The sequence below is a fragment of the Pseudomonas sp. MM213 genome (assembly GCF_020423045.1).
GTDB lineage: Bacteria > Pseudomonadota > Gammaproteobacteria > Pseudomonadales > Pseudomonadaceae > Aquipseudomonas > Aquipseudomonas migulae.
The window spans coordinates 1,301,838-1,325,210 of the sequence record NZ_CP081943.1 but is presented as its reverse complement, the minus strand read 5'-3'; the positions used below and the strand labels follow the sequence as shown (position 1 = coordinate 1,325,210).

Annotated in this window: 19 protein-coding genes; 6 read left to right on the top strand and 13 right to left on the bottom strand. The window is 59.3% G+C overall.

Annotated features, from left to right (window positions below):
- Positions 1-151 precede the first annotated feature (151 nt).
- Positions 152-1,453, top strand: a complete 1,302-nt coding sequence (locus K5R88_RS05880) for an OprD family porin (protein ID WP_008044248.1) — start codon at positions 152-154, stop codon at positions 1,451-1,453.
- A gap of 100 nt (positions 1,454-1,553) precedes the next feature.
- Here K5R88_RS05880 and K5R88_RS05875 read toward each other — a convergent pair whose 3' ends face one another.
- The 12 genes from K5R88_RS05875 to K5R88_RS05820 all read right to left on the bottom strand — a co-directional run bounded on the left by K5R88_RS05875 (position 1,554) and on the right by K5R88_RS05820 (position 15,160).
- Complete coding sequence (locus tag K5R88_RS05875; RefSeq protein ID WP_226299422.1) at positions 1,554-2,498, bottom strand: carbohydrate kinase family protein; 945 nt, start codon at positions 2,496-2,498, stop codon at positions 1,554-1,556.
- Positions 2,499-2,511: 13 nt separating this feature from the next.
- On the bottom strand, positions 2,512-4,008 hold the full coding sequence (xylB, locus tag K5R88_RS05870; protein WP_226299421.1) for a xylulokinase: 1,497 nt from the start codon (positions 4,006-4,008) through the stop codon (positions 2,512-2,514).
- A 159-nt stretch (positions 4,009-4,167) separates the two neighbouring features.
- A complete protein-coding gene (locus tag K5R88_RS05865; protein ID WP_226299420.1) occupies positions 4,168-5,640 on the bottom strand; it encodes a mannitol dehydrogenase family protein in 1,473 nt (490 codons plus the stop codon).
- Positions 5,641-5,656: 16 nt separating this feature from the next.
- Positions 5,657-6,760, bottom strand: coding sequence for an ABC transporter ATP-binding protein (locus K5R88_RS05860; protein WP_207284362.1), 1,104 nt, complete (start codon positions 6,758-6,760; stop codon positions 5,657-5,659).
- Positions 6,761-6,894: 134 nt separating this feature from the next.
- The gene (locus K5R88_RS05855; RefSeq protein WP_008026557.1) at positions 6,895-7,725 is read right to left on the bottom strand and encodes a carbohydrate ABC transporter permease; all 831 of its coding nucleotides are present in this window, start codon (positions 7,723-7,725) and stop codon (positions 6,895-6,897) included.
- 10 nt (positions 7,726-7,735) lie between these two features.
- Positions 7,736-8,662 carry a carbohydrate ABC transporter permease gene (locus K5R88_RS05850; protein ID WP_032828623.1) on the bottom strand — a complete coding sequence of 309 codons (927 nt, stop codon included), beginning with the start codon at positions 8,660-8,662 and terminating at the stop codon, positions 7,736-7,738.
- A gap of 164 nt (positions 8,663-8,826) precedes the next feature.
- Positions 8,827-10,137 carry an ABC transporter substrate-binding protein gene (locus K5R88_RS05845; RefSeq protein ID WP_226299419.1) on the bottom strand — a complete coding sequence of 437 codons (1,311 nt, stop codon included), beginning with the start codon at positions 10,135-10,137 and terminating at the stop codon, positions 8,827-8,829.
- Positions 10,138-10,462: 325 nt separating this feature from the next.
- Positions 10,463-11,368 carry an AraC family transcriptional regulator gene (locus K5R88_RS05840; RefSeq protein ID WP_008026553.1) on the bottom strand — a complete coding sequence of 302 codons (906 nt, stop codon included), beginning with the start codon at positions 11,366-11,368 and terminating at the stop codon, positions 10,463-10,465.
- Positions 11,369-11,463: 95 nt separating this feature from the next.
- Positions 11,464-12,339, bottom strand: a complete 876-nt coding sequence (locus K5R88_RS05835) for a phospholipase (RefSeq protein WP_226299418.1) — start codon at positions 12,337-12,339, stop codon at positions 11,464-11,466.
- A 119-nt stretch (positions 12,340-12,458) separates the two neighbouring features.
- On the bottom strand, positions 12,459-13,352 hold the full coding sequence (locus K5R88_RS05830) for a phospholipase (protein ID WP_226299417.1): 894 nt from the start codon (positions 13,350-13,352) through the stop codon (positions 12,459-12,461).
- Positions 13,353-13,402: 50 nt separating this feature from the next.
- Positions 13,403-14,704 carry a glycosyltransferase gene (locus K5R88_RS05825; RefSeq protein ID WP_226299416.1) on the bottom strand — a complete coding sequence of 434 codons (1,302 nt, stop codon included), beginning with the start codon at positions 14,702-14,704 and terminating at the stop codon, positions 13,403-13,405.
- 90 nt (positions 14,705-14,794) lie between these two features.
- Positions 14,795-15,160: a response regulator gene (locus K5R88_RS05820; RefSeq protein ID WP_223451563.1), complete on the bottom strand. Its 366-nt coding sequence runs from the start codon at positions 15,158-15,160 to the stop codon at positions 14,795-14,797.
- A gap of 262 nt (positions 15,161-15,422) precedes the next feature.
- Between K5R88_RS05820 and K5R88_RS05815 the strand changes: the two genes are divergently transcribed.
- From K5R88_RS05815 to K5R88_RS05795, 5 genes are all read left to right on the top strand, one after another.
- Positions 15,423-18,914, top strand: coding sequence for a response regulator (locus K5R88_RS05815; RefSeq protein WP_226299415.1), 3,492 nt, complete (start codon positions 15,423-15,425; stop codon positions 18,912-18,914).
- Complete coding sequence (locus tag K5R88_RS05810) at positions 18,914-19,747, top strand: CheR family methyltransferase (RefSeq protein ID WP_008044275.1); 834 nt, start codon at positions 18,914-18,916, stop codon at positions 19,745-19,747. The genes K5R88_RS05815 and K5R88_RS05810 overlap by 1 nt, the downstream gene beginning before the upstream one ends.
- Positions 19,744-20,337: a chemotaxis protein CheB gene (locus K5R88_RS05805; RefSeq protein WP_008026546.1), complete on the top strand. Its 594-nt coding sequence runs from the start codon at positions 19,744-19,746 to the stop codon at positions 20,335-20,337. Before K5R88_RS05810 ends, K5R88_RS05805 begins: the two co-directional genes overlap by 4 nt.
- On the top strand, positions 20,331-21,512 hold the full coding sequence (locus K5R88_RS05800) for a hybrid sensor histidine kinase/response regulator (protein ID WP_008026544.1): 1,182 nt from the start codon (positions 20,331-20,333) through the stop codon (positions 21,510-21,512). Before K5R88_RS05805 ends, K5R88_RS05800 begins: the two co-directional genes overlap by 7 nt.
- Before the next feature lie 77 nt (positions 21,513-21,589).
- On the top strand, positions 21,590-21,967 hold the full coding sequence (locus K5R88_RS05795; protein ID WP_008026542.1) for a response regulator: 378 nt from the start codon (positions 21,590-21,592) through the stop codon (positions 21,965-21,967).
- Positions 21,968-22,148: 181 nt separating this feature from the next.
- Here the strand turns inward: K5R88_RS05795 and K5R88_RS05790 are convergent, their stop codons facing one another.
- On the bottom strand, positions 22,149-23,204 hold the full coding sequence (locus tag K5R88_RS05790) for a tetratricopeptide repeat protein (RefSeq protein WP_223451559.1): 1,056 nt from the start codon (positions 23,202-23,204) through the stop codon (positions 22,149-22,151).
- Positions 23,205-23,373 lie beyond the last annotated feature (169 nt).

The following is a 23,373-nucleotide window of genomic DNA, read 5'->3' as shown; positions in this document are numbered from 1 at the left end:
CTAAAGTCGTCTGTAGCCGGTAAAAGCCTTCTGCCATCATTGCCGCTCACCCCCGTGTGTCGCCTTCATCCTGGCCAGTTCCTGGTCCGGGGCGAAGCTATTTTCTGGCTTATTGCGCCTTGCGCAAACGCTGCACTGTTGGAGCTTTTTCATGCGTCCCCCTTTTCAACTCATCACCGCGCGCCAGTCACTCGGCTTCGGCGCTTTAGCCCTGTGCGCCGGTTTTACCGTCCAGGCTCAGGCGAGCGGTTTTCTCGATGACACCACGGCGAAGATCGAATCGCGCACGGTGTATTTCAACCGTGATTTTCGTGATGGTCATACGTCCACCGAACAGGGCGCGTCCAAGCGCGAAGAGTCGGCGCAGGGCTTCATTCTTAACCTGCAATCGGGGTACACCGAAGGCACCGTCGGCTTCGGTATCGATGCGCTGGGCATGCTCGGGTTCAAGCTCGATTCCAGCGCCGACAGCAGCAACAGCGGCTTGCTGCCATCGTCGGGTGAAAACCCGCGTGGCTCGAAAGACCAGTACGCTAAACTTGGCCTGACCGCCAAGGTGCGCGTCTCCGACAGCGTATTGAAGTACGGCGCGCTGCTGCCGGACGTGCCGCTGCTCAAGTACAACGACGGGCGTTTGCTGCCGACGATGTTCAACGGCGCGCAGCTCACCTCTAAAGAGATCAAGGACCTGACGTTCATGGCCGCGCGCCTGGACCAGTACACCGCCCGGGACTCGACCGACGCCCAGGACATCCGCGTGCACTGCAAGAACAAGCGCTACGCCTGCAACGTCACCGCCGATCACTTCGACATGTATGGTTTCGACTACAAGATCAATGAGCGCCTGACCGCGCAGTATCACTACGCCGAGCTGGAAGACATCTATCGCCAGCACTTCGTGGGTTTGCTGGCCAGTCAGCCGCTGGGTGAGGGCGTGCTCAAGGCTGATCTGCGCGTGCTCAAGAGTGCCGACAGCGGTGCCGAGCGTGCCGGCTCCATCGACAACCGCGCACTGAGCGGCATGCTCGCGTACGCCATCAGCGGCCACACCTTCAGCGCCGGTTGGCAGCGCATGAACGGCGACAACTCGATGCCGTACCTGGATGGCACCAATCCGTACCTGGTGAACTACGTGCAGGTCAATGACTTCGCCGCCGCGCAGGAGCGTTCGTGGCAACTGCGTTATGACTATGACTTCAAGTCGATCGGCATCAACGGCCTGAGTTTCCTGACCCGTTATGTGAACGGCGACCACATCAAGGTGCTTGGCAGCGATCAGGAAGGGAAGGAGTGGGAGCGCGACAGCGAGCTCAAGTACGTGGTGCAAAGCGGGACGTTCAAGGATGTCAGCCTGCGGCTGCGGAACGCGACATACCGGACCAACTACGAGAAGTTTGCGCGGGATGTGGATGAGACGCGGTTGATTGTGAGTTACAACTTTTCGGTGTTGTGACAGGGAGGCCGCCTTCGCGGGCAAGCCTCGCTCCTACAAGGTTGGTGTCGCGCCATAGAACCTGTAGGAGCGAGGCTTGCCCGCGAAGAGGCCCTTACATTCAGCGCAAATCCAACTGCTGCCGATACGGCAAATCCGGCCCGGTCTTGCTGCACGTCAACGCCGCTGCCCGCACCGCAAACTTCAACATCCCGTCGATCTGCTCGGGCGCCAGCGATTGCACGCCCTCGACCGAATCCAGCTGCTGCTCGGTCAGCCAGGTAATCAACGCCGCCTGGAACGTATCGCCAGCCCCAACGGTGTCGGCAATCTTCACCGGACAGGCCGGCACCGACCACGAACCGTGATTGCGGCTAAACACCGTCGCACCTTCGCCGCCACGGGTCAGGAACACCACCTGACAGCGATGCTGCAACCAGCCTTCAATCACCTGCTGCGGATCCTGCCCGGGATACAACAGGCTCAGGTCCTCATCGCTGACTTTGATCAGGTCGGCCAGCTCAACCAGCGACGCAACCCGCGAACGCCATAGCTCGATGTTCGGTTCAGGATTGAGCCGCACGTTCGGATCAAGGCTGATCAGGCGCTTGCCACTTTCCCGCTGTACCAGGGCCAGCAACGTGTCGGCAATCGGCTGCACCACCAACGAGAACGAGCCAATGTGCAAGCCGCGCACCTCTGGCCCCAATTCCGGCAAATGCTCCGGTTTCAACTGCCGATCTGCGCAACCTTCACCACGGAAACTGTACTGCGGTGAACCATTGGCACCGACCGCGACCATCGCCAGGGTGGTCGGTGCGGCGAAATCCACCAGGTAATCCGGGCGTACGCCTTCATCCTGCAGCACTTGTTGCAAACGCCGGCCCAGATAGTCCGTCGACAACCCGGCAAACAGCGCCGCGTCCACGCCCAGGCGGCGCAACCCGACCGCCACGTTGAAGGGCGAGCCGCCGGCAATCGCCTTGAAGTTCACTTTTGAAGCCAGGCCGCTGGCGTCGTCTTCACTGAAGAAATCGAACAGCGCTTCGCCACACACCAGATACATAGTTGTTCACTCTTTAAAGGGTTGCGACATGCTGTTGATAGCGTTCATAGGCCTGCTGACAGGCCGTTACATTTTCTGCAATCGGCAGGGTTTCGCTCGCCGGATCGAGCTTCACGCAGCGCTCGCACAAGTCCGCGAGGCTGTCTTCGTGGCCGTTTGCCCAGGATTTGCACCACGCCGCCTGAATCGCCGCGCCGAGGGCGGCGGCTTCGCTTTGTTCGGTGCAGATCACCTTGGTGTTCATGATGTCGGCGACAATCTGGCGCCACACCGGGCTTTTCGAGCCGCCGCCGATCAGGCAGATGGTGCGGCTTTGTAAGCCATTCTGGCGCAGCAGGTCCAGCCCATAACGCAAACCGAAGGTCGTGCCTTCGACCACGGCGCGGCACAAATTGGCTTGCGTCAGATTGGTCATGGTCAAGCCCAGCAAGCTGCCGGTGGCGTGGGGCAGGGCGGGGACGCGCTCGCCGTTGAGAAACGGCAGCATGCTCACACCTTCGGCGCCGATCGGTGCTTGCGCGACGAGGGTGTTGAACTGCTCGATATCCAGCTCGAACAGGTCGCGAATCACCCCGGTGGCATTGGTCAGGTTCATGGTGCAGATCAGCGGCAACCAGCCACCGCTGGAGGAACAGAACGTCGCGACCGACGCGTCAGCGCTGACGGTCGGTTGATCGGCATAGGCGTACACCGTGCCCGAGGAACCGAGGCTCATGGTGATCGCGCCGGGCCGGATGTTGCCGGTGCCGATGGCGCCCATCATGTTGTCGCCACCGCCGCTGGACACCAGCGCCTTGGGGTTGATGCCCAGGTGCTCGGCGATGCCCGGCAGGATCGTGCCCACCGCTTGATGGGCGTCGATAAGCTCCGGCAGCGCTGCTTGCAAGCGACCGCTGGGGTCAATGTCGCGCAGCAGCTGCAAGTCCCACTGGCGGGTGCGCACGTTGAAATAACCGGTGCCCGAGGCGTCGCCGTACTCGCTGCAGCTGCGGCCGGTCAGCCAGTAGTTGAGGTAGTCGTGGGGCAGCAGGATGTGTGCGATCCGCGCAAAAACTTCGGGGTGTTGTTCCTTGGTCCAGAGTAGTTTTGAAACGGTGTAGCCCGGTGCGATGACCACGCCGAGGCGTTCGAGCGCGCCTTTTTCACCGCCAATGTGCGCCAGCAGACGGTCGTTCTCCGAGGTGGATTCGGTGTCGCACCAGAGCTTGGCGGGACGCATTACCTGGCCTTGATCGTCGAGCAGGACCAGGCCGTGTTGCTGACCGGAAACGCCGATGCCGAGGATGTCCTGACCGTCGACGTTTGCCGCGATCAGCGCACGACGCGTGGCTGAAGTGAATGCTTCCAGCCATTGCGATGTGTCCTGCTCGCGACGGCCATTGGCGCCGCTGATCAATGTGTGCGCGGCGGCGCCTTGGCCGAGGACCTGACCGCTGCGGGCATCGAGGATGATGGCTTTGGTGCCTTGGGTGCCGCAGTCGATGCCGAGGAATAGTTGTTGGTTTGCCATGGGAGGTCCTTGGTGTGTCAGGTCGATCGGGGTGAAGCCATTCGCGGGCAAGCCTCGCTCCTACAGGGGATCTTTAGTGGACGCGGATTTTGTGTACGACACCGATCCAATGTGGGAGCGAGCCTGCTCGCGATGACGGCGGTGATTTCACCGCCGCTTTTACGCCAACACCCGCTCCAGCGTCCGCGTCACACCCACCTCACGCAAACTGTTGCAGCACCACTCAAACGCCGCGACAAACTCCGGCGAATGCGCAATCGCCGTACCAAAAATCTCCTCCACCCCCAGAAGTCGCTGGGTCATCAACGCATCATCGGCCACCTGCGCCTGACAAAACGCCGCCCGAGGATCCGGAATGGCGTAGGTATCACCATTCTCGTCCACGCCCTTCAAATACAATGCCCAAGCCGCCACCACCAGCGCCGCACGCTTGGTCTCCCGGCCATCGGCAATCAAGCGGTTGATGGTCGGAATGGTGAACTTGGGAAACTTCGACGAACCGTCCGAGCACACACGTTCCAGCTGATCGGCAATCGCCTGATTGGAAAAGCGCTCCACCAGGGTGTTCTTGTAGTCAGTCAGATTAATTCCCGGCACCGACGCCAGTTGCGGCGTCACGTCCAGGTCCATGTAGGCGCGCATGTAACGCACGAACAGCGGGTCGTTCATGGTTTCGTGAACGAAGCGGTAACCCTTCAAAAAACCCAGGTACGTCAGCGCCAGGTGACTGCCGTTGAGCAGTTTGATTTTCATCTCTTCGTACGGCGTGACGTCGTCGGTGAACTGTACGCCGACCTTTTCCCAGGCCGGGCGACCGTTGACGAACTTGTCCTCCAGTACCCACTGCACAAACGGTTCGCAGACCACCGGCCAGGCATCGTCGACCGCGTGTTTGTCGGCCAGTTGCAGGCGATGTTCGGTGCTGGTCATCGGCGTGATGCGGTCGACCATCGCATTCGGGAAGCTGACGTTTTCGGCGATCCAGTCGTGCAGGTCTGCATCGCGCAGCGCGGCGAAGGCCAGCAGCGCTTTGCGGGTGACCGCGCCGTTGTGCGGCAGGTTATCGCAGGACATCAAGGTGAACGCCGGCGTGCCCGCAGCGCGGCGTTTGGCCAGCGCGGCGCAGAGAAAACCGAACACGGTTTTCGGCGAGTCCGGGTGCGCGAGGTCGTGCTGGATCTGCGGCAGGTGCGACATGAATTCGCCGTTGCTGTCGTCGATGCAGTAACCGCCCTCGGTGATGGTCAGCGAGACGATGCGGATCTCGGGACTCGACAGTTTGTCGATCAACGCTTGCGCGCCGTCCTCGGCCAGCAGCATGTCGCGGATCGCGCCGATGACCCGGACTTCGGTGTCATCGGTGTCGCCGAGTTCGAACAGGGTGAACAGGTAATCCTGCTCCTTCAGGTCGTCCCGGGCGCGGCGGTCTTCGGCGCGCAGGCCGACGCCGCAAATCGCCCAGTCCAGGCCTTCGCCAGTGTTCATCAAGGCATCGGTGTAATACGCCTGATGGGCGCGGTGGAAGCCGCCGACGCCAATGTGCGCGATGCCTTGGCGGGCGTCGCTCAGGGCGTAGGCGGGCAGGACCACTTCGGGTGCGAGGTGGTGCAGGTTCTGTTTATTCAGTTTCATCACACGCTCTCTGAAATCAGGCCGCTGCGCGCAACGGGCGGGTCAGTGCCACGCCGTCGGCATCGAATAAATGGCAGTGTTCGGCGTCCAGGTGCAGGCTCAGCGCCTCGCCATAACGGCTGGCCAGATCGCCGCGAACCCGCATGGTCAGGGCTTCACCGGAGGAGGTCCGGACGTGGCAGAACGTGTCGCTGCCCAAGCGTTCGCTGACATCGGCGGTGACCTGCAAAGTGCAATCGCCGGTTTTTGCCAGCTCCAGATGTTCCGGGCGAATGCCCAGCGTCACCGCGCCGCCAACGCTCAGGCTGGCGCCGCTCAGCGGCAACGTGATGCGGGTGCCGGCATCGAGCACCACTTCGCAGCTTTGGCTGTCGACACGGGTGACTTTGCCCTTGAGGAAGCCCATCTTCGGTGTGCCGAGAAAGCCTGCGACAAACAGGTTGGCTGGCTGGTGATACAGGTCCAGCGGTGAGCCGACCTGCTCGATCTTGCCGCCATTGAGCACGACGACTTTGTCGGCCATGGTCATGGCTTCCACCTGGTCGTGGGTCACGTAGATCATCGTGGCTTGCAGTTCTTTGTGCAGGCGCAACAGTTCCAGACGCATCTGCACGCGCAGCGCCGCGTCGAGGTTGGACAGCGGTTCGTCGAACAGGAAAATTTTCGGGTTGCGCACGATGGCGCGGCCGATGGCCACGCGTTGACGCTGGCCGCCCGACAGTTGCTTCGGCTTGCGCTCCAGCATCGGCCCGAGCTCAAGGATGCGCGCCGCCTCGCCGACTTTCTTCTCGACTTCGGCTTTCGGTACGCCGGCCAGATCGAGGGCAAACGACATGTTTTTGCGCACGCTCATGTGCGGGTACAGGGCGTAGGTCTGGAACACCATCGCCAGGTCACGCTTGGCCGGGCTGACTTCGGTGATATCGCGGCCGTCGAGTTCGATGCTGCCGCCGCTGACTTCTTCCAGGCCTGCGATCAGGCGCAGCAGGGTGGACTTGCCGCAGCCGGACGGACCGACGAAGACCACGAATTCCTTGTCGTTCACTTCCAGGTCGATGCCTTTGATGATGGAAAAGCCTTCGAAGCCTTTTTGCAGATTCTTGATTTTCAGGTTGGCCATGGTGATGGGCCTCCGCTTGTTTTTATTCGGGTTAAACCGGACAGGCTTTTCGTAGGAGCCAGGCTTGCCGGCGAAAGCGATCTCACGGACGCCTTCGCCGGCAAGCCGTGCTCCTACAGGGATCGGTTACCGGATTATTTCACCGCGCCAAACGACAGGCCGCGGACCAGTTGTTTCTGGCTGATCCAGCCGAAGATCAGGATCGGCGCGCAGGCCAGGGTCGACACCGCCGACAACTTGGCCCAGAACAACCCTTCGGGGCTTGAGTACGAAGCGATCAGCGCGGTCAGTGGCGCGGCTTTCGACGAGGTCAGGTTCAGCGACCAGAAGGCTTCGTTCCAGCACAGGATCAGCGACAGCAACACTGTGGAAGCCAAACCGCCCTTGGCAATCGGCAACAACACGCGAACCATTTCCTGCCACAGCGTGGCGCCGTCCAGACGCGCGGCTTCGAGGATGTCCTTGGGGATGTCCTTGAAGTAGGTGTAAATCATCCAGACCACGATGGGCAGGTTGATCAGCGTGTAGATCACGATCAGCGCGATGCGCGTGTCGAGCAGGCCAAAGCTCTTGGCCAGCAGGTAGATCGGCATCAGCACGCCCACCGGCGGCAGCATCTTGGTCGAGAGCATCCACAGCAGCGTGCCTTTGGTGCGCTGGGTTTCGTAGAACGCCATCGAGTAGGCCGCCGGCACCGCGATCAGCAGGCACAACGCCGTGGCGCTGAAGGAAATCACCACCGAGTTCCAGGCAAAACTGAAGTAATCGCTGCGCTCGTTGATGTGCAGGTAGTTCTCCAGCGTCGGTGTGAAGATGAATTGCGGCGGCGTGGCGAACGCGTCGATTTCGGTTTTGAAACTGGTCAGCACCATCCAGAAAATCGGGAAGAAGATCAGGATCGCGATGGCCCAGGCCAGTGTGCCGAGCAGCACACTTTGCAGACGACGGGATTGTTGAAGGGTCATGGCGCGGGCCTCAGGCTTTGTCTGTCAGGTTTTTGCCGATCATGCGCACCAGCACAATGGCCGCGATGTTGGCGATCACCACCGCAATCAAACCGCCGGCGGACGCCATGCCGACGTCGAACTGCACCAGCGCCTGGTTGTAGATCAGGTAGGCGAGGTTGGTCGAGGCGTAGCCGGGGCCGCCGTTGGTGGTGGTGAAGATTTCGGCGAACACCGAGAGCAGGAAGATCGTTTCGATCATCACCACGACGGCAATCGGTCGTGCCAGGTGCGGCAGGGTCAGGTGCCAGAAGATCGCAATCGGCCCGGCACCGTCGAGGCGCGCGGCTTCTTTCTGTTCCTGGTCGAGGGACTGCATGGCGGTCATCAGGATCAGGATCGCGAAGGGCAGCCATTGCCAGGACACAATGATGATGATCGACAGCAGCGGGTAGTGCGCCAGCCAGTCCACCGGTTGCGCGCCGAACAGTTTCCAGACGTAGGCGAGAATCCCCGACACCGGGTGGAAAATCAGGTTCTTCCAGATCAGCGCACCGACGGTGGGCATGATGAAAAACGGCGAGATCAACATCACCCGCACGACGCCGCGACCGAGAAAATCACTGGCCTCCAGCAACGCACTGATCAACACCCCGAGCACCACACTGATCAGCAATACGCTGCCGACCAGCAACAACGTGTTGGTGGCGCCGGGCATGAACCCGGAGTCCGTCAGGAAGTAGGTGAAGTTCTCAAGCCCCACGAACTCGTTCTCGCCCGGGTTGAGCAGGTTGTAGCGGATCATCGAGAAGTAAACAGTCATGCCCAGCGGCACGATCATCCACAGCAGCAGCAAGGCCACCGAGGGGCTGACCAGAAACCAGCCGGGGTTGGCCAACCGGCTTTTACGCACCGGCTGGGGAATGTCCATGTGAGCTTTGGCAGTTGAAATATTCATGGCGTTAAAACCGATTAGCGATAGGCGAACGAAGATCAACTGTAGGAGCGAGCGGTGCGGCGATCCGACTTGCCCGCGAAAGCGATGGTTCTGGCGAAAGATATTTGTCGGATGTACCGACGCTTTCGCGGGCAAGCCTCGCTCCTACAGGGGGCTTTGCGGGGTTACTTGGGGTAACCCGCGCGCTTCATCTCACGCTCTGTGGTTTGCTGGGCGGCGGTCAGGGCCTGGTCGACCGTGGTCTGACCGATCAGCGCCGCCGAGAACGATTTGCCTACCTGAGTGCCAATGCCCTGGAACTCGGGGATGGTCACCAACTGAATGCCGATGTAAGGCACAGGCTTGAGCGTCGGCTTGCTTGGGTCCGCCGTTTTCAGCGACTCGAGCGTGACCTTGGCAAATGGCGCGGCGCTCATGTACGCCTCGCTGTAAGTCGAGGCACGCGTGCCTGGCGGTACGTTGGCAATGCCGTCCTTTTCCGCGACCAGTACGCCGTATTCCTTGGAGGTTGCCCAGGCACTGAAGGTCTTCGCCGCGTCCTTGGCTTTGGAGCTGGTCGGAATCGCCAGCGCCCAGGAATAGAGCCAGGCCGAGCCTTTGTCGGTGGTCTGGTGCGGCGCGTAGGTGAAGCCGACGTGCTCGCTGACCTTGCTCTGGGTTTTGTCGGTGACGAACGAGCCGGCGACGCTGGCATCGACCCAGATCGCGCATTTACCGCTGTTGAACAGCGCCAGGTTTTCGTTGAAACCGTTGCTCGACGCGCCCGGTGGGCCTGACTTCTTCATGGTGTCGACGTAGAAATTCAGGGCGTTTTTCCACTCGGGGCCGGTGAATTCCGGTTGCCACTTCTCATCGAACCAGCGCGCGCCATAAGCATTGGCGACGGTGGTGATCAGCGCCATGTTCTCGCCCCAGCCGGCCTTGCCGCGCAGGCAGATGCCGTACTGCTCTTTATCCTTGTTGGTGAGTTTGCTGGCGAATTCGCCGATCTGTTCCCAGGTCGGATGTTCCGGCATGGTCAGCCCGGCGTCCTTGAACAGGTCGGTGCGGTAATAGGTGATGGAGCTTTCGGCGTAGAACGGCAAGGCATACAGCGAACCCTTGACTGACAGGCCTTCACGCACCGAAGGGAACACGTCGTCGAGGTCATAAGTGGCCGGCAAATCCTTCATCGGTTCCAGCCAGCCCTTGGCGCCCCAGAGTGCAGCTTCGTACATGCCGATGGTCAGCACGTCGAACTGCCCGCCTTGGGTGGCGATGTCAGTGGTCAGGCGCTGACGCAGGACGTTTTCTTCGAGCACCACCCAATTGAGCTTGATGTCCGGGTGCTCGGCTTCGAAGGTTTTCGAGAGCTTTTGCATGCGGATCATGTCGCTGTTGTTGACGGTGGCGATGGTCAGGGTCTGAGCGCCGAGGCTGACGCTGCTGAGGGTCATGCAGGTGAGGGCTAGCAGAGCTTTTACAGAAGGTTGCATCGTGCACTCCTTTTCTGCACCCGGTGGGGACAGAAGGACAGTTATTGTTTTTGTGTCTTCCGGGGCAGGAAGAATGTGCGCTGATTACAGCCTTCAATTGAGGATGAGACAAATCATCCATCGCACTTGAATTGATACTATTTTGCACTGCTGTCAGGGGTGGGGGATGCAGGGACAGGCGTCACAGCGGTGTGCGGGGATAGAATTTGTACAGGTTTTAGGGTGCCTTCGCGGGCAAGCCTCGCTCCTACAGGGGGTGCGCAATTCCTGTAGGAGCGAGGCTTGCCCGCGAAGGCGATCTGGAAATCAACACATTACCGCGACTTCAACCCAGATTCTGTTCGGTCAACCGCTGCACCGCCAACCGCCGATAATGCGATGGCGTCATGCCTTTCAACTGCTGAAAACGCCGATTGAAATTGGAGATATTGTTGAAGCCCGACTCGAAGCACACATCGGTCACCGGCTTGTCACCGTCGGCCAGCAGTTCACAGGATTTGCTGATGCGCAGCCGGTTGACGAACTCGATGAAGCAGCGCCCGGTGGCTTGCTTGAACACTCGACTGAAATAGGTCGGCTTCATGCCCAGGTGCTCGGCGACTTCCTCCAGCGGCAGTTCACGGGCGTAGTGGGCAAAGATGTAATCCACCGCGCGGTTGGTGCGATCGATATTGTGTTCATCCGCCAGTTGCGGCGTTGTGGCACCGGACAGCAGTTGGTAGTCGTCGGTGGCTGCGAGCAGCTCCAGCAAAATGAAAAAGTGCCCGAGGCGGGTCATGCCTTTGGTGTCGGCGATTCGCTGCATCAAGGTCATCGCCTGGCGGATGGTGTGCTTGCAGCGAAACTCGATGCCGTACTGCGCGCGCTCCAGCAAGGGCGCCAGTGTCTTGAGTTCGGCAAACACCTGGTGGCCGCTCTCGAACAGCTCGTCGGTGAAGTTGACCAGCATGTCCCGCTTGGGCACCACTTCGTCCTCGGCGACCTGGCTGATCCAGTTGTGGGGCAGGTTGGGGCCGGTGAGGAAGAGTGTTTCCGGATAGAAGTTGCCGATGTAGTCGCCAATGAACACCTTGCCGGAGCTGGCGACGATCAGGTGCAGTTCGTATTCCTTGTGAAAATGCCAGCGCACCAAGGGGCAGGGGAAACCGTGCTGGCGATAGATGATCGACAACCCGTTATGGTCGTCCATCAGTTCGTAGGAAGGATCGGTGACTCTTGCAGTCCGGGTCATATCAGGGCGCTTTTATTGTTATTGCGCCCTGATCATGCCTCTTTACCGGCCGACATTGCCAGCCTAGGGCATGTCGACCGACGTCATGCGCCCGGTTACGGATGCAGGGCGCTGCCATAAACCGCCTTCATGCTCGACGCGCTCCAGCAGTAACGCACGATGTCTGACTCATCGAAAAAGTCGGTGCTGACAATGCTGCATCGCGTCACCCAGTCCCGGGTCGGGTTGAACCAGGCGTTGATCTGGTTCTTGATGTCCTGAGGCCCGCCCAGAAAACCGTAGCTGGTGGCCGACAACGACCAGAGAAAGCTCTCGAACGGTGCGTCTTGCAGCTCGTTGGCAATGTGGCGCTCCAGTTCCGCCGTGTCGGTGAAGGTTTCGCCGCTCCATTTGTGCGGGATGCGCGGCCAGAAGTAATCATCGTCCAGCCCCCGCACAACGTGCGCTGCCAGCACCAGCCTGCGGCGGGTGCTCATGCGTTTGAGTTGACCCACCGTTTTCGACGCGTCATAGGACGGTATGACTCGGTGCCCGAGTCGACTCACCAGCAGGTCATTGAGTTTCTTGTGGTCAAAACGCTTGGCACCGTCGCCCATTTGGTGGAAGTCGAAGACGATGAACTCGTCCGGGTTTTGATCAAGGAACGCGGTTGTCGCGTCGATCAGCTCATCAAGGACACGATGAGACTGAAAGCCATTGTGATGAAAGTAGAAGATCGATTGATCGTGCCCCTCGGTGTAACCGAGACGGATATCAAATGCCCGTGCACCATTGGCCAGTTGCCACGCAAATGAATCGTTCTGACACGTGGTCCAGTTACCAATGACAACATCATAGTTGGGGGCTTTTTTGTCCATGCCGCTGTTGTGAGTGCCTGGCCAGATCAACTCGGTCAACTTCAGTCGGTCGATGTCGGGCACATTACTCATCCATTTATTTTTGTCGAGCGTACCTTGTAAAGATTGGGTCATTGTCATTCCTGATAGTGGCTTCAGCCCATCCGTGGGATGAAGTGGATATATGTGATTTCAAGCATAGAGGTGCGCTCCGACATTGCCAGTGACAGAAACATCTGCACAAATTAATGGTGTCAGGCGTTGGCTTTGATCAGATTGGCCATCCGGCAATGGCTGACCAGATTCGACGTTTCAAAAAAGTCCGCATTGATAATGCTGCACTTCAGAATCCACTCGCTGACGGCCGGGTCAAACCATTGATCAAGCTGCTCGCCGATGTTCACCGGGCCGCCCACGGCATGGTAACTGGTGGCGGAGAGCGACCATGGCATGTCGCTGGTTGGCGGGTATCGCATGACCTGCGTGATATGCGCGTTCAGCTCACTGATGCTGGTCGTCCCGATTCCGCTCCATTCGTGCGGGATGAAGCGACAAAACAAGGTGGCATCGAAGCTCGGGTGATATTCGGCGGCAACCAGCACACGCCGGGCATGACTGGCCCGTTTCAATTGACCGAGTGTCAGGCCCGCATTCCTGTAGGGAATTATCCGGTCACCCAAATGAGTCATCAGCAGGCGGTTGAACTCCCGATGGTCAAAGGCCTGGTTGCCTGCATTCAACTGATGAAAATCCAGCACGATGAACTCATCGGGGTTTTCCTGCAGAAACCGGATCACGCTCGTGATCAGGTCTTCCAGGGAGCGGGAGGAGCGAAACCCGTTGTGCTGGCACCAGAAGGTTCCGACGCCATTGCGACCGATTTCATACTCCAGCCTGACATCGAGCGCGCGGGCGCCTTGGGTCAATTGATAGTAGAACGTATGGGTCTGGCAAGCGGCCCAGTGACTGATGCCCGGCGCCGCATACGAGGCCTTTTTGTCCACGCCGGCATTATGCGCGCCAGGTAAAACAAGTTCCGCAAGCGAGAGTGAATCAATGACTGGAAGTTGGGTCATCCAGCGATGGGTTGTAAATGATTGGTTGTTGTAGAGGAAATCAAGATTAGTTGCTGTTAGATCGTTATTCATTGTGCGTCCTTGCACAGTAGGTTAATCGTCAGAGGAGACGATTCTAACGATCAAGTGTCATCTTTAGTTCGGTTTTTCGCTTCAATCCATTGCGCCATGTATTGAGTGCTTTTATGTTGGTGGTGGCGCAACATACTACCGGTAAAGTTGTCCCGTCTTAGTGTCGACAGGTGCTGTTGGCAATACTCGAGTTTTGCAATCAACGCCGGGCCGTGGGTGTGCAGCTGATAACGTTCGGCCAGCAGTTCCAGGCCAACAGCCTGGGCGTTCGACCATTGGGCCTGGTCTTTATAGAGTTGCACTGCGCTATCGGCAAACTCGCGTGCCGTGCGGGTCACGGCGCCCGGCCAGGGGCCTTGGCCATACATCGCTTCGGCACCGATCGGCGTGGTGACATTCGGCGTACCGCAAATCATCGCATCGACGATTTTGCCCTTGATGCCCGCACCGAAACGCAACGGCGCCAGGCACACGCGAGCGGCCGACATCACTTGCAACGCGTCTTCTGCCCAGTTCATTACATGGAAACCTTGCGCCGCATTGTGCAGCGCGGTCGCCTTGGGTGGCGTGTAGGCCCCGTAGATGAGCAAACGAGCGGTGGGCAATTGCTCGCGAATCAGTGGCCAAATGGTGGTTTTCATCCAGAGCACCGCATCCCAGTTGGGCGCGTGACGGAAGTTGCCGATACTGAGAAAGTCCGCGCGCTCCTCAAAACCCGACGGCGGCGCGCTCGGTAGGTCGACCATCAACGGACACCAGTGCAGCAGGCTGCGCGGCACCTTGAACTGCTCGACCAGCAACTCGATTTCCGTTTCGGAAATCATCAGGTTCAAGTCGCAGCGATACAACGCAGCGATTTCCCGTTTTGCGAGGTCGGTGTCGGCCATCAGTTCGAACTCTTCACGCAAGGCCGGTGCGAACAGCCCGCTGAAGTCATTGTCGTCGTCGCTGGCCTTCAACCGGTCCTTGAGCCGTTGATGCCGGGCATGGCGCAGGCTTTGCAAATCTTGCGTTCCGAGCACGCGCAAGGCATCGGGGCAGTGCTTTTCGACACGCCAGCCGAACTGTTCTTCCATCATGAATTGCTCGAACAACACGATGTCCGGCGCCAGTTCGCGGACAAACACATCGAAACTGCTGTTGTTCAGTTCGATCGGCACTTCACGAATGCCCAGCGCCGTCAGGTCTTCCTGATGTTCGCCAGCACCGGCCGGGCTGCTGAAGGTCACGTCCCAGCCTTGTTGCAGAAACGTCCCGAGCAGTTGCATCACATACCCACCGGCCGCGGAAGAGCGTGGCTCGGGCCAGACGTAGCCGATAACCAGGACTTTGGTGGCGCGGGGCAGACTCATGCGGGGAGATTCCTTGAAGCGGGCAGGGGAATAAAAGCGGGGCGCAATTAAACCACAGCGAGGACGATTCCTCAGCCCGCTCAACGAAGGCTAGGCATTGTCGAGAATGCCTTTGACCTTGTCGCGCAATTGATCAATGGAAAACGGTTTGCCGATCACATGCATTCCGGCGGGCACCTCAATATTTTCTGCGTAGCCGCTGGCAAACAGGACGGGCAGTTCCGGGCGTACCATGCGCGCCTGCGTGGCCAGTTCGCGGCCATCCATGACCGGCAAACCGACGTCGGTCATCATCAGATCGATGTATTGATCTTCATCATTGAGAAATGCCAGCGCCTGCTCGCATCCGTCAGCTTCCAGTACCTTGAATTCCAGCTCCTCCAGCACATCGACGATCAGCATGCGCACAATGTCGTCGTCTTCAACGACCAGGATGATGGATTGTTCAGCGGACATAATGGGGCTCTCGACAGTTGAGTTCGCAGTGACCGGTCCGATCAAAAACGCCGGGCGTTAGCATGAGTAAGTAACGGAACCCGACAAGTTCCCGACCCCGCTGGAAAAAGAATAGCCGTACCAGGGTGGACAAGGATAACCGCTCCTTTGCGCTGGGGCAGTTGAATGTAGGATTTCGCGCACAATCACGTCAGAAAATTGGATCAATGCGGCGGATTTGAGGCAGACTCCCTGGATTCCAACAGTTCGACAAGGCCCTCCCATGACCACTGCGTCTTCGGTTGACGAGCAACGATTTCGTAAACTCCTGAGCCGCAACGTCAGCCTGCCGTTGGGTGTCGGTGTGCTCAGCGCGGTGTTCTTTGTCTCGCTGATCACCTATCTGCTGTCGGTGATCCAGTGGGTCCAGCACACCGACCGGGTGATCAATAACGCCAATGAAGCGGTCAAGCTGACCGTCGATCTGGAGACCGGCATGCGCGGTTTCCTGCTCAGTGGCGACGAGAGATTTCTTGAACCCTACGAAACCGCCAAGCCGAGAGTCGCGGTAGCGGTCAAGACCTTGCTCGAACTGACGGCGGACAACCCGGTGCAAACCGACCGCCTGCAACGGCTCCAGGCCCTGCAGGATGAATGGGCGACTTACGCGCAGAACATGATCGACTTGCAGCATGCGGGCGGTGACTACCGCAGCGCCATCAAGGCCGGGCGCGGCAAACGCCTGACTGATGAAATCCGCAAGCAATTCGAAGACGTGATCGACATGGAGCAGCAGTTACGCGCCACGCGTAACGAAGAAGTGCGCCGCAGCACGATCTGGAGCATCAGCCTTTATCTGCTGTTCATTGTCGGCATCAGCGGGTTGCTCGCCTACATTGGCCGTCGGGATCTGCTCAACCTTTCGCAAAGCTACAGCGCCAACCTGGCCGCGCAGCAGGCCAGTGCCCATCGACTGGAACAGCAAGCCTGGCTGCGCAACGGCCAGACCGAGCTGGCCGAGCAAGTGTTGGGGCAACTGTCGCTCAATCTGCTAGGGCGCAACATTCTGCAGTTTTGCGCGCAATACCTCGGCACGGCGGTGGCGGCTATTTATGTACGTGAGGAGCATGGCGGCCTCAAGCGCATTGCCTCTTACGGTTTTTCCCGTGAGCAGGAAGCCCTTGAACAACAGATTTACAGCGACGAAGGGATTGTCGGGCAAGTGGCGCAACAGGCGAAGCTGATACGCCTCGACAACGTGCCAAGCAACTATTTCAAGGTCAGTTCCGGCCTTGGTGAAGGCTTGCCGCACAGCGTGCTGGTGGTGCCGACCAGCGATGACGATCGGGTCAACGGGGTCATCGAACTCGGCTTCCTGCGCCCGTTGAACGACCGCGACATCGAACTGCTCGAACTGATTGCCGGCAACATCGGCACTTCCATCGAGGCCGCGCGCTATCGTCAACGCTTGCAGGAAGTGCTGGCCGAAACCCAGCAACTCAACGAAGAACTGCAAGTTCAGCAAGAAGAGCTCAAGACCGCCAATGAAGAGCTTGAAGAGCAATCGAGGGTTCTCAAGGAATCCCAGGCGCACCTGGAAACCCAGCAGGTCGAACTGGAGCAGACCAACGAACAGCTTGCCGAACAGGCCCAGACTCTGGCCGAGCAACGCGATGCCATGGACCTGAAGAACACCGAACTCAATCAGGCCCAGGCCCAGCTCGAAGAGCGCGCAGAAGAGTTGCAGCGCTCTAGCAAGTACAAGTCCGAATTCCTCGCCAACATGTCCCACGAATTGCGCACGCCGCTGAACAGTTCGTTGATCCTGGCCAAGTTACTGGCGGAAAACCCGCAGGAAAACCTCAGCGCCGAACAGGTCAAATTCGCCGAGTCGATCTATTCAGCCGGTAACGATTTGCTGAACTTGATCAACGACATTCTCGACATCTCCAAGGTCGAGGCCGGCAAGCTGGATATGCGTCCGGAAAACACCAGCGTCGCCCGCCTGGTGGACGGTTTGCGCGGGATGTTCCAGCCACTGGCGACGGACAAGCAGCTGGATTTCCAGGTCGATGTGCAGCCCGGCGCACCGATGATGATTTTCACCGACCGCCAGCGTCTGGAGCAGGTGGTGAAGAATCTGCTGTCCAACGCGGTGAAATTCACCGAGAAAGGCACGGTCAGCCTGACCGTCGCCAGCCAGCCCGGCGACGGCATTGCCTTTATCGTCCGCGATTCCGGGATCGGTATCGCACAAGAGCAGCAGGAAAGCATTTTCGAAGCGTTCCGCCAGGCCGACGGCACGACCAATCGCCGTTACGGCGGCACCGGGCTGGGCCTGTCGATTTCCCGCGATCTGGCGGCACTGCTTGGCGGTTCCATCAGCGTCACCAGCGAACCGGGGCAGGGCAGTGTGTTCACCCTGGTCTTGCCGCAGCAATACGTTGAACCGGGCGAGACGCCGGTCGAGCCGATGCAGGCCTCACCGGTTGCGCTGGCGCCGAGAGCACCGGCGCCTGCCCTGGTGCCGCTGATCGCCGAAGTCGATATCCCGCGTTTCGACGATGATCGAGGCAAGGCACCTTTCACCACTCGCTGCATTCTGGTGGTGGAAGATGAGCCGAACTTCGCGCACATCCTCTACGATCTGGCCCACGAACTGGGTTATCAGTGCCTGGTGGCCCACGGCGCCGACGAAGGTTATGACCTGGCGAAGGAATACATTCCCGACGCCATCCTGCTGGACATGCGCCTGCCGGACCACTCTGGCCTGACCGTGTTGCAGCGCCTGAAGGAACACGCGGAAACCCGACACATCCCGGTGCATGTGATCTCGGTCGAAGACCGGGTCGAAGCGGCGATGCACATGGGCGCCATCGGTTACGCGGTCAAGCCGACCACCCGTGAAGAGCTCAAGGACGTGTTTGCCCGCCTCGAAGCCAAGCTGACCCAGAAGGTCAAGCGCGTGCTGTTGGTGGAAGACGACGACTTGCAGCGCGACAGCATTGCCCGGTTGATCGGCGACGATGACATTGAGATCACTGCGGTCGGCCTCGCGCAGGATGCACTGGACCTGCTGCGCACCACCGTTTTCGACTGCATGATCATCGACCTGAAACTGCCGGACATGTTGGGCAATGATCTGCTCAAGCGCATGTCCACCGAGGACATCTGTTCGTTCCCGCCGGTGATCGTCTACACCGGGCGCAACCTCACACGCGACGAAGAGACCGAACTGCGCAAGTATTCGCGCTCGATCATCATCAAGGGTGCACGCTCGCCGGAGCGTCTGCTGGATGAGGTCACACTCTTTTTGCACAAAGTCGAATCGCGGTTGTCCCATGAACGGCAAACGATGCTCAAGACCGCGCGCAGCCGCGACAAGGTCTTCGAGGGTCGCAAAGTGCTGTTGGTGGACGACGATGTGCGCAACATCTTCGCCCTCACCAGCGCGCTGGAGCAAAAGGGCGCAATCGTGGTCATCGGCCGGAACGGTCGTGAGGCGATTGAAAGACTGAATGAAGTGGAGGACATCGATCTGGTGTTGATGGACGTGATGATGCCGGAGATGGACGGTTTCGAGGCGACGAGCCTGATCCGTCAGGACCCGCGCTGGCGCAAGCTGCCGATCATTGCGGTGACGGCCAAGGCCATGAAGGACGATCAGGAGCGCTGCCTGCAGGCCGGCTCCAACGATTACCTGGCCAAGCCCATCGACCTGGATCGCCTGTTCTCGCTGATTCGCGTGTGGTTACCGAAGATGGAACGCATTTAGTGGAACGCAATTATTCAGTGGAGCGAAGTAGCGAAATCGAATTGCGGTTGTTGATCGAGGCGATTTACCTCAAATACAGCTACGACTTTCGTGATTATTCCGGCGCATCGATCAAACGCCGCGTCCAGCATGCGTTGAGCCAGTTCGAGTGCGCGACCATCTCGGCGTTGCAGGAAAAGGTGCTGCACGATCCAACCGCGTTCATGCAGTTGCTGCAATTGCTGACGATCCCGGTCAGCGAGATGTTCCGCGACCCTTCGCACTTCCTCGCCATTCGCCAGGAAGTGGTGCCGCTGCTCAAGACCTACCCCTCGATCAAGATCTGGATCGCCGGTTGCAGCACCGGAGAAGAGGTGTACTCGATGGCGATTCTGCTGCGCGAGGAAGGTTTGCTCGATCGCACCATCATCTATGCCACCGACATCAATCCGCGCTCGCTGGACAAGGCCAAGCAGGGGATTTTCTCCATGGAGAATGTCCGGGCCTACACTCATAACTACCAGCAGGCAGGTGGCCAGCGTTCATTCGCCGACTACTACACGGCGGCGTATGGCTACGCGATTTTCGACAAGAGTTTGTGTGAGAACGTGACCTTCGCCGACCACAGCCTGGCGACCGACAGTGTCTTTTCAGAAACTCAGTTAATTTCGTGCCGTAATGTTTTGATTTATTTCAATAAAAAACTTCAGGACAGGGCGTTCGGGTTGTTCCACGAATCCCTTTGTCATCGCGGTTTTCTGGTGCTGGGCAGCAAGGAAACCCCGGATTTTTCGGCCTTCGGCAACCAGTTCGAGCCGTTGGTCAAACAAGAACGGATTTACCGTAAATCATGAACAGTGCAGCGAAATTGCCTTCTGTGGAGGCTATCGTGATCGGGGCTTCGGCCGGTGGCGTGGAGGCGTTGCTGAGCATCCTCAGCCCTCTGCGCGAAGGCTTCGTGCTGCCGATCATCGTGGTGCTGCACCTGCCGGACGAGCGTCGCAGCCATCTCGCCGACGTGTTTTCCCGAAGAGTCGCCATGCGCGTTGTCGAGGCGCATGACAAGACGCTGATTGAAGCGGGCACGCTGTATTTCGCCACGCCGGGCTATCACTTGTCGGTGGAGCAGGACCGCAGCTTTTCCCTGAGCCTGGAGGACCGCGTGCATTATTCGCGGCCCGCCATCGACTTTCTGTTCTCGTCGGCGGCGGATGCCTACGGTCCCGCCCTGGCCGCCGTGCTGTTGACCGGCGCCAACCGCGATGGCGCCAGCGGTCTGGCCGAAGTCAAACAGCGAGGTGGTCTGACGATCGTCCAGGATCCGAAAGAAGCCCAAGTCGCGACCATGCCCCTGGCGGCGCTGGATGTTCACCAGCCAGACCATGTTCTCCCTATCAACGACATCGGCCGTCTGCTTGTCGAGCTGGAACGAATAGCATGCTAAGTAACATCCAGGCCAAACTGCTGATTGTCGACGATCTGCCGGAGAACCTGTTGGCGCTCGAAGCGCTGATCAAACGCGAAGACCGCATCGTCTACAAAGCCTTGTCCGCCGACGAAGCCTTGTCGCTGCTGCTGCAACACGAATTCGCCATGGCCATTCTCGACGTGCAGATGCCTGGCATGAACGGCTTCGAACTGGCCGAGTTGATGCGCGGCACGGAAAAAACCAAGAACATCCCGATTGTGTTCGTCAGCGCCGCCGGCCGTGAGCTGAACTATGCGTTCAAGGGCTACGAAAGCGGCGCCGTGGACTTCCTGCACAAGCCGCTGGATATCCACGCGGTCAAGAGCAAGGTCAACGTGTTCGTCGATCTGTTCCGCCAGAGCAAGGCCATGAAGCAACAGGTCGAAGCGCTGGAGCAGAGCCGCCGCGAGCAGGAAGCGCTGCTTAAACAGTTGCAGAGCACCCAGCTGGAACTGGAGCAGGCGGTGCGCATGCGCGATGACTTCATGTCCATCGTCGCCCACGAAGTGCGTACGCCGCTCAACGGCCTGATCCTCGAAACCCAGCTGCGCAAGATGCACCTGGCGCGCGACAACGCCGCAGCGTTCACCCTGGAAAAGATGCACGCGATGGTCGACCGCGACGAGCGGCAGATCAAAAGCCTGATTCGCCTGATCGAAGACATGCTCGATGTGTCGCGCATTCGCACTGGCAAGCTGTCGATCCGACCGACACGCTTCGATCTGTCGGCGCTGGTGCGCAACTTGTTACAAAATTTCGCCCCGCAGATCGATGCCGCCGAATCCTCGGTCACCCTGGACGCCGAGCATCCGGTGGAGGGCAATTGGGACGAATTTCGCATAGAACAGGTGATTTCCAACCTGCTGACCAACGCCTTGCGATACGGCGCGAAGAGCCCGATCACCGTGAAGGTGTACAGTGAGAGCGGTCAGGCGCGGGTGGACGTACGCGATCAGGGGATCGGCATTGGTGAAGAAAACCAGAAGCGTATTTTCCAGCAGTTCGAACGGGTTTCGGCCAAACACGCCGTCGCCGGGCTGGGCCTGGGGTTGTTTATTTCAGAACAGATTGTGACCGCCCATGGCGGTACCATTACCGTCGAGAGCCGGATTGGCGAAGGCGCCTTGTTTCGCGTTTGTCTGCCGCTGTAGGAAAACAGCCATTTAAACGCAACCTCTGATCGACCTCACGGTCGTATCAGCAGCTATTGACCGAACAAAGGCTACCCATGAGTGAAGATGCACAAGATGTCGTACTGATCGTCGAAGATGACCCCTCCATCCTGATGGTGCTGTCGGCCTACCTGTCGGGTGAGGGTTACCGGGTATTGCAGGCCGAAAACGGCGAGCAGGCCTTCGAGATTCTGGCGAGCAAGCCGCATCTGGACATGATGATCACCGACTTCCGACTGCCGGGCGGGATCTCCGGCGTGCAGATCGCCGAACCCGCCGTGAAACTGCGACCGGAGCTCAAGGTGATTTTCATCAGCGGCTACCCGCAGGAAATCCGCGAGACCGACAGTCCGATCACGCGCACGGCGCCGATTCTGGGTAAGCCGTTTGATCTGGATGTGTTGCAGGAAATAATGCAGGACATGCTGTCCTGAGTATGGCTCGACAGGTTGTCCCAGACCTGTAGGAGCCGGCTTGCTGGCGATGGCGTAAGTTCTGACACTGCGCGTTATCGTTCTTCGCGGGCGAGCCTCGCTCCTACAATGCTGCGTCGTGTTGCCCCGATCCTGTAGGAGCCTGCTTGCTGGCGATGGCGACCGCAAGATCAGCGATGATTTAAAGCCCTTGCTGCAGGGCGGGATCGTCCGGATTGAGCTGTTCGAGTTGCGCCAACAGAATTTGCACGTTTTGCAGTTGCCCGCTTTCTTTCCAGTAGTTGATCAACAACACCCGTGCCTTGCGGTCGGCCGGATGACGCTGGACGATTTCCTGCAACTGTTTCTGCGCCGCTTCCAGCTCTTGTTCGCCATGCAGCGTGGTGGCGAGGTCGTAGCGGTAATCCTTGTTGTCCGGTTCCAGCTCCACGGCTTTGGACAGGCCGAGCAGGGCGAACTCACTCTGCCCGTGATGCAGCAGCCAGAGCCCCAGGGCATGTTGCAGGTAGGCGGAGTCGGGTTGAGCCTTCAATTGTTTGGCCAATAGCAGCCGGGCGGCTTCGCCTTGGCCCTGTTTGTCCAGCACCTCGATCTGCATCACCAGTGCAGGCAGATTGTCAGGTGCAAGGCGCAACGTGTTCTCCAGCGCCTGTTGCGCCGCCTTGAATTCGCCGTTGTGCAGATGCAGCCGGGCCAATTGGTACTGGTTGTCCGCGCTGTCGGGCGCACTCGTGAGCACTTGCTCCCACGCGTCGATCGCCTGCTGCAACGGCCCAAAGTACAAGCCAAGGTCATCCGGCGAGAGCCCAAGCAATGCGTTCACGGCGGTAAACCGCACGCTTTGTTCGCTGTCATCGAGCAACGGGCCCAACAGCAGGCTGCGCTGCCCGCTGGGGACTAAACCGCTGATGCTTTTGATCGCAGCGATGCGCACTTCGGCCGCCGGGTGTTGCAGGTCTGCGTCCGCCAGTTTCAGGGCGAGCGGGCTGGGATAATTGGGCAGTTCGGCATGCAGCCAGACGCGGCGTTTGGGCGAAATGTCAGGGCGCCCCAATTGCTGGTACAAAACCCGCGCTGCGCCCGGTTGCCCGGCCCGCGCCTGGGCCAGCGCTTCGCTGAAGCCGCGCTTGATCGCCTCCGGCACCACGGGCGTTGTGCTGCGCAGCAACAGCCACGCAAGGCCGATGGCAAACAGGACACAGAGGCTGATGATCAGGTAGCGGCGGGACTGGGGCATGCAGGAATCCGGTAGCAGGCAAGCTTTTGCAAGGTTGCCAGCTTCGGTCAGGCCGGGCTGTGAGTCAAACCCTGAGGCCATTGCGCAGCGAATAGTCAGTATTTTTCCTACAAGTGCTGTCGACACTGAAACCCTGTCGAGCCGCCGAAGCAGTGACTACGCTTGCTGG

Bases quoted from the DNA above. Each gene is read 5' to 3' on its own strand.
- K5R88_RS05795 (WP_008026542.1), top strand. From the start codon at position 21,590: ATGAGTGAAGATGCACAAGATGTCGTACTGATCGTCGAAGATGACCCC.
- K5R88_RS05880 (WP_008044248.1), top strand. From the start codon at position 152: ATGCGTCCCCCTTTTCAACTCATCACCGCGCGCCAGTCACTCGGCTTC.
- K5R88_RS05875 (WP_226299422.1), bottom strand. From the start codon at position 2,498: ATGTATCTGGTGTGTGGCGAAGCGCTGTTCGATTTCTTCAGTGAAGAC.
- K5R88_RS05825 (WP_226299416.1), bottom strand. From the start codon at position 14,704: ATGAGTCTGCCCCGCGCCACCAAAGTCCTGGTTATCGGCTACGTCTGG.
- K5R88_RS05860 (WP_207284362.1), bottom strand. From the start codon at position 6,760: ATGGCCAACCTGAAAATCAAGAATCTGCAAAAAGGCTTCGAAGGCTTT.
- K5R88_RS05820 (WP_223451563.1), bottom strand. From the start codon at position 15,160: ATGTCCGCTGAACAATCCATCATCCTGGTCGTTGAAGACGACGACATT.
- K5R88_RS05790 (WP_223451559.1), bottom strand. From the start codon at position 23,204: ATGCCCCAGTCCCGCCGCTACCTGATCATCAGCCTCTGTGTCCTGTTT.
- xylB (WP_226299421.1), bottom strand. From the start codon at position 4,008: ATGGCAAACCAACAACTATTCCTCGGCATCGACTGCGGCACCCAAGGC.
- K5R88_RS05835 (WP_226299418.1), bottom strand. From the start codon at position 12,339: ATGACCCAATCTTTACAAGGTACGCTCGACAAAAATAAATGGATGAGT.
- K5R88_RS05845 (WP_226299419.1), bottom strand. From the start codon at position 10,137: ATGCAACCTTCTGTAAAAGCTCTGCTAGCCCTCACCTGCATGACCCTC.
- K5R88_RS05815 (WP_226299415.1), top strand. From the start codon at position 15,423: ATGACCACTGCGTCTTCGGTTGACGAGCAACGATTTCGTAAACTCCTG.
- K5R88_RS05805 (WP_008026546.1), top strand. From the start codon at position 19,744: ATGAACAGTGCAGCGAAATTGCCTTCTGTGGAGGCTATCGTGATCGGG.
- K5R88_RS05830 (WP_226299417.1), bottom strand. From the start codon at position 13,352: ATGAATAACGATCTAACAGCAACTAATCTTGATTTCCTCTACAACAAC.
- K5R88_RS05850 (WP_032828623.1), bottom strand. From the start codon at position 8,662: ATGAATATTTCAACTGCCAAAGCTCACATGGACATTCCCCAGCCGGTG.
- K5R88_RS05855 (WP_008026557.1), bottom strand. From the start codon at position 7,725: ATGACCCTTCAACAATCCCGTCGTCTGCAAAGTGTGCTGCTCGGCACA.
- K5R88_RS05840 (WP_008026553.1), bottom strand. From the start codon at position 11,368: ATGACCCGGACTGCAAGAGTCACCGATCCTTCCTACGAACTGATGGAC.
- K5R88_RS05865 (WP_226299420.1), bottom strand. From the start codon at position 5,640: ATGAAACTGAATAAACAGAACCTGCACCACCTCGCACCCGAAGTGGTC.
- K5R88_RS05800 (WP_008026544.1), top strand. From the start codon at position 20,331: ATGCTAAGTAACATCCAGGCCAAACTGCTGATTGTCGACGATCTGCCG.